Source organism: Microbispora sp. GKU 823 (assembly GCF_002027145.1).
Taxonomy (GTDB): Bacteria; Actinomycetota; Actinomycetes; order Streptosporangiales; family Streptosporangiaceae; genus Microbispora; species Microbispora siamensis.
Map to the genome: position 1 here is coordinate 1 of NZ_MWJN01000206.1, position 4,516 is coordinate 4,516.

The window sequence follows — 4,516 nt, forward strand, 5'->3', positions numbered from 1 at the left end:
GAACGCCCTGCCGAATCCGGACGTCAGGGCCGACCGCGGGGTGCTGCGGTGGCCCGAGGCGTACTCCTCTCGGGCGCGTTCGAAGACGAGCACGTTCGCGTCGACCGCCATACCGATGGCCAGCACGAATCCCGCGAGGCCCGGCAGAGTCAGGGTGGCCCCGAGGGCGGCGAGGGCCGCGTAGGACAGGAGGCCATAACAGACCAGCGCCACCGTGGCCAGGAACCCCATGATGCGGTAGACGACGATGATGAACAGCGAGGTCAGTGCGGTGCCGATGACGGCGGCCCACGCGCTGGCCATGATGGCTTCGGCGCCCAGGGTGGGGCCGACGATGCGCTGAATTTGGGGGCGCGCGCCAGGGGGGCGGCTCTGTATCCTGAGTGCGGATTCCGGCGGCTGCCGTAATCCGGCAAAACGGCACGTTGTGCCCTTCCCGGGTCGTCTAGGGGCAAGACTACAGATTTTGGTTCTGTCAACGGAGGTTCGAATCCTCCCCCGGGAGCCCCTTCATCCAGCCGTTCCAGCCCCAGGGGGGCTGGTTCCCTCCCGGGGTACGGCAGGTAAGCTCACCTTGTCGAGCGGGTGACCGTGCGGTTCCTGGGTAGTGGACGCGTGGGCAACCGCACCCGATCCGTACAGGCACGATCCGTGTAGTAAGCCGCGACGCCGAGGGAGCCTCAGTCCGTGAGTGTGCCGCGCCCGGCAGCCGTGATCGTCCTCGCCGCCGGCGAGGGCACCCGGATGAAATCGAAAACCCCCAAAGTCCTCCACGAGGTCTGTGGCCGAGCGCTCGTCGACCACATGCTCGCCGCCGCGCGCGGCCTGTCGCCCGAGCGGCTGATCGTGGTCATCGGGCATGCGCGCGAGCAGGTCGGCGCCCATCTCGCGACGACCGCCGCGGACGCCCGTACGGTCGTCCAGGACAAGCAGAACGGCACCGGCCACGCCGTGCGCACCGCGCTCGAGGCCGAGGGCCCGATCGACGGCACCGTCCTGGTGACGTACGGCGACACGCCGCTGCTGCGCACCGAGACCCTGGCGGCCCTGCTCGAACGGCACGCCGCCGACGGCAACGCCGTCACGGTCCTGACCGCCGTCGTCCCCGACCCGACCGGCTACGGCCGGATCGTGCGCGCCGAGGACGGCGCGGTGCTGGAGATCGTCGAGGAGAAGGACGCGACGCCCGAGCAGCGCGCGATCGCCGAGATGAACTCGGGCGTGTACGCCTTCGACGGCGCGCTCCTGGCCGACGGCCTGAAGCGGATCGGCGCCGCCAACGCCCAAGGCGAGGAGTACCTGACCGACGTGCTGGCCATCCTCCGCGAGGACGGCCACCGGGTGGGCGCGCACGTGGCCGCCGACCACGCCGAGGTGGAGGGCGTCAACGACCGCGTCCAGCTCGCCTTCGTCCGGCGCGTGCTCAACGACCGCATCCTGCAGGCGCACATGCGCGCCGGGGTGACCGTCGTCGACCCAGGCAGCACGTGGGTCGACGCCGGGGTCGAGATGGAGCCCGACGCCGTGATCCACCCCGGCACCCAGCTCAGGGGCGCCACCAGGATCGGCGCCGGAGCGGAGGTCGGCCCGGGCAGCACGCTGACCGACACGGTCGTCGGCGAGGAGGCCGTCGTGCGCAACACCGTCGCCGACGGCGCGGAGATCGGTCCCGGCGCCGCCGTGGGTCCCTTCGCCTACCTGCGCCCCGGCACCGTGCTCGGGGCCAAGGGCAAGATCGGCGCGTACGTCGAGACCAAGAACGCGCGGATCGGCGAGGGCTCCAAGGTCCCGCACCTGACGTACGTCGGCGACGCGACCATCGGGGTCGGCTCGAACATCGGTGCCGCCTGCGTTTTCGTCAACTACGACGGCGTCTCCAAGCACCACACGATCGTGGGCGACCACGTGCGCGTGGGCAGCGACAACATGCTCGTCGCCCCGGTCACGATCGGGGACGGAGCGTACACGGCCGCCGGATCCGTGATCACGTCGGACGTGCCGCCAGGGGCGATGGCGGTCGCCCGCGGCAAGCAGCGCAACATCGAGGGCTGGGTGACACGCCGCCGTGCCGGCACCAAGTCGGCGGAGGCGGCCCAGCGGGCGATCGAAGCCCGCGACGCGGCCGCGGCGAACGGCGGAGACCCCGCCGGTGATTAGGGCCGGCGATTAGGACCACCTGCGGCCCGCCTCCCCGCGGGCCGTACGGGGACAGGTAAGAGTACGAGGCGCGGTATGTCCGCGTAGCGCCGAAGGGCCAGGCCAGGAGGACACCGTGACCGACCACATCGACCGGGCGAAGGGGTTTGCGACCCCCGGGCGAAGCGAGGGAACGGCGTTACGGCCGGCCCGGCCGCAGAACCAGGCCCGGTACGGCGAACAGGCTCGACACGCGAGGAGCGCGGCATGAGCGGCAAGAAGACGACCGGTGAGCGGAACCTCATGTTCTTCTCCGGCCGGTCCCACCCCGAACTGGCCGACGAGGTCGCGAACGCCCTCGGCGTCGAGATCACCCCGACGGCGCTGCGTGACTTCGCCAACGGCGAGATCTACGTGCGATACCTGGAGTCCGTGCGCGGCTGCGACGCCTTCGTCATGCAGAGCCACACCGCGCCGATCAACCAGTGGATCATGGAACAGCTGATCATGGTGGACGCCCTCAAGCGGGCCTCGGCCAAGCGGGTCACCGTGATCATGCCGTTCTACGGCTACAGCCGGCAGGACAAGAAGGGCCGCGGCCGCGAGCCGATCACCGCCAGGCTGATGGCCGACCTGTTCAAGCAGGCGGGCGCCGACCGGATGATGTCCATCGACCTGCACACCTCGCAGATCCAGGGCTTCTTCGACGGCCCGGTGGACCACCTGTTCGCTCTGCCGGTCCTGATCAACTACCTGCGCGGCAAGCTCGACCCGGCGACCACCACGATCGTCTCTCCCGATACCGGCCGCGTACGGCTGGCCGAGCGCTGGTCCGACAGCCTGGGCACGCCGGTGGCGTTCATCCACAAGCGGCGCGACCTCGACGTGGCCAACCAGGTGAAGGTGCACGAGGTGGTCGGCAAGGTGCGCGGCAGGACCTGCGTGCTGATCGACGACATGATCGACACGGGCGGCTCGATCTGCAAGGCGGCCGACGCGCTGTACGAGCACGGCGCGACCGACGTCGTCGTGGCCGCCACGCACGCCATCTTCTCCGACCCGGCCGTGGACCGGCTCAAGAACTCCCGCATCTCCGAGGTGGTCGTGACCAACACGCTGCCCATCCCGGAGGAGAAGAGGTTCGACAGCCTCACGGTCCTGTCGATCGCCCCGCTGATCGCCCGGGCCATCGAACAGGTCTTCACCGACGGCTCCGTCACCAGCCTCTTCGAAGGCGACAGCTGAACTGCCGGGCCCCCGGCGCGGTCAGGCGGCCGTCCGGGGGCCCTTCTCACTCTGTAGTCAGCGCTATCTAGCGAGGAACCGCGGGCGTTCGCGCCCGGGAGGAATCGCTTCCCTGATCCGAGGTTGTGATAGCACGGGCGTTAGTCCGGGCGTTTCTGGTTCTCGATGTACTCCTTGACGATCGACAGGGGTGCGCCGCCGCAGGAGGCGGCGAAGTAGGACGGGGACCAGAAGTGACCGCCCCAGAGATACTTGCGGACATGGGCGTCGTACTCTGTGCGCATCAGCCGGGCCGAAACACCCTTGAGACTGTTGACCAGGGTGGCCGGCGACCTTAAGACAGCGGGACCAGCAGATGGACGTGGTCATGTTCGCCGTCGAACTCGAGCAGTTGGGCGCCGACGCTATCCCACACCTCGATCGCGATTTCTTCGCAGGAGAAGGAGTTCGCCGGTGAACACACCCCGCCAGTACTTGGGTGTGAAGACCAAATACGCGTGCAGCGTGTAGACGACGCTGCGCTCGCCGGATCCCGGGTTGAGTTTCCCATCGCGCGACATCGGATGAACGATAATGTGTTCAATCGTGAGGCGGGTGGTGCAGGTGAGGCTCCTGCCGACTCCTGAACAGGCGTCGGCGCTGGAGGCCACGTTGCGCGCGGTCAATGAGGCCGCCAACCACGTCTCACGGGTGGCCTTCACCACCGGGACGCGGCGCGAGTACGCGCTGCGCAGGCACACCTACCGCGAGCTGAAGGCACGCGGGCTGGGGGCGCAGGCCGCCCAGCATGTGATCAAGAAGGTCGCCGACGCCTACACCACCCTGCATGCCAACATCCGCAACGGAAACCTTGGCCCCCAAGGATCGCCACGCCGTGCCCGCGCCACCTCCAAACCGATCACCTTCCGCGCCGATGCCGCCCAGCCGTTCGACGACCGGTGCCTGTCGTGGCAGATCGACGCGCGTACGGTGTCGATCTGGACGACGGAGGGCAGGGTGCGCGATGTGGCCTTCACCGCATCTGCGCAACAGCTCACGACGCTGGCCGCCTACCGCAGAGGCGAATCGGACCTGGTGTGCCGGGACGGCATGTGGTTTCTGATCGCCACCTGCGATCTCCCCGACCGGCCCATCG

The 4,516-nt window shown here is 69.0% G+C and carries 2 protein-coding genes, 1 tRNA gene and 3 pseudogenes; 4 read left to right on the top strand and 2 right to left on the bottom strand.

Going from position 1 to position 4,516, the window contains the following annotated elements; genetic code table 11:
* Positions 1–342, bottom strand: a pseudogene (locus tag B1L11_RS43985) (protein translocase subunit SecD); the annotation flags it as partial.
* A gap of 92 nt (positions 343–434) precedes the next feature.
* On the opposite strand from B1L11_RS43985, the gene B1L11_RS43990 reads away from it, so the two are divergent.
* The 3 genes from B1L11_RS43990 to B1L11_RS44000 all read left to right on the top strand — a co-directional run bounded on the left by B1L11_RS43990 (position 435) and on the right by B1L11_RS44000 (position 3,381).
* A tRNA-Gln gene (locus tag B1L11_RS43990) sits at positions 435–505 on the top strand.
* Positions 506–687: 182 nt separating this feature from the next.
* Positions 688–2,157, top strand: coding sequence for a bifunctional UDP-N-acetylglucosamine diphosphorylase/glucosamine-1-phosphate N-acetyltransferase GlmU (glmU, locus tag B1L11_RS43995; protein WP_079321065.1), 1,470 nt, complete (start codon positions 688–690; stop codon positions 2,155–2,157).
* A gap of 246 nt (positions 2,158–2,403) precedes the next feature.
* Entirely contained in the window at positions 2,404–3,381 is a 978-nt protein-coding gene (locus B1L11_RS44000) for a ribose-phosphate diphosphokinase (protein ID WP_079321066.1), read from the top strand.
* Positions 3,382–3,521: 140 nt separating this feature from the next.
* Here the strand turns inward: B1L11_RS44000 and tnpA are convergent.
* Positions 3,522–3,941: pseudogene (gene tnpA / locus B1L11_RS44005) on the bottom strand (IS200/IS605 family transposase).
* 25 nt (positions 3,942–3,966) lie between these two features.
* Here tnpA and B1L11_RS44010 point away from each other — a divergent pair.
* Positions 3,967–4,516, top strand: a pseudogene (locus tag B1L11_RS44010) (RNA-guided endonuclease TnpB family protein); the annotation flags it as partial.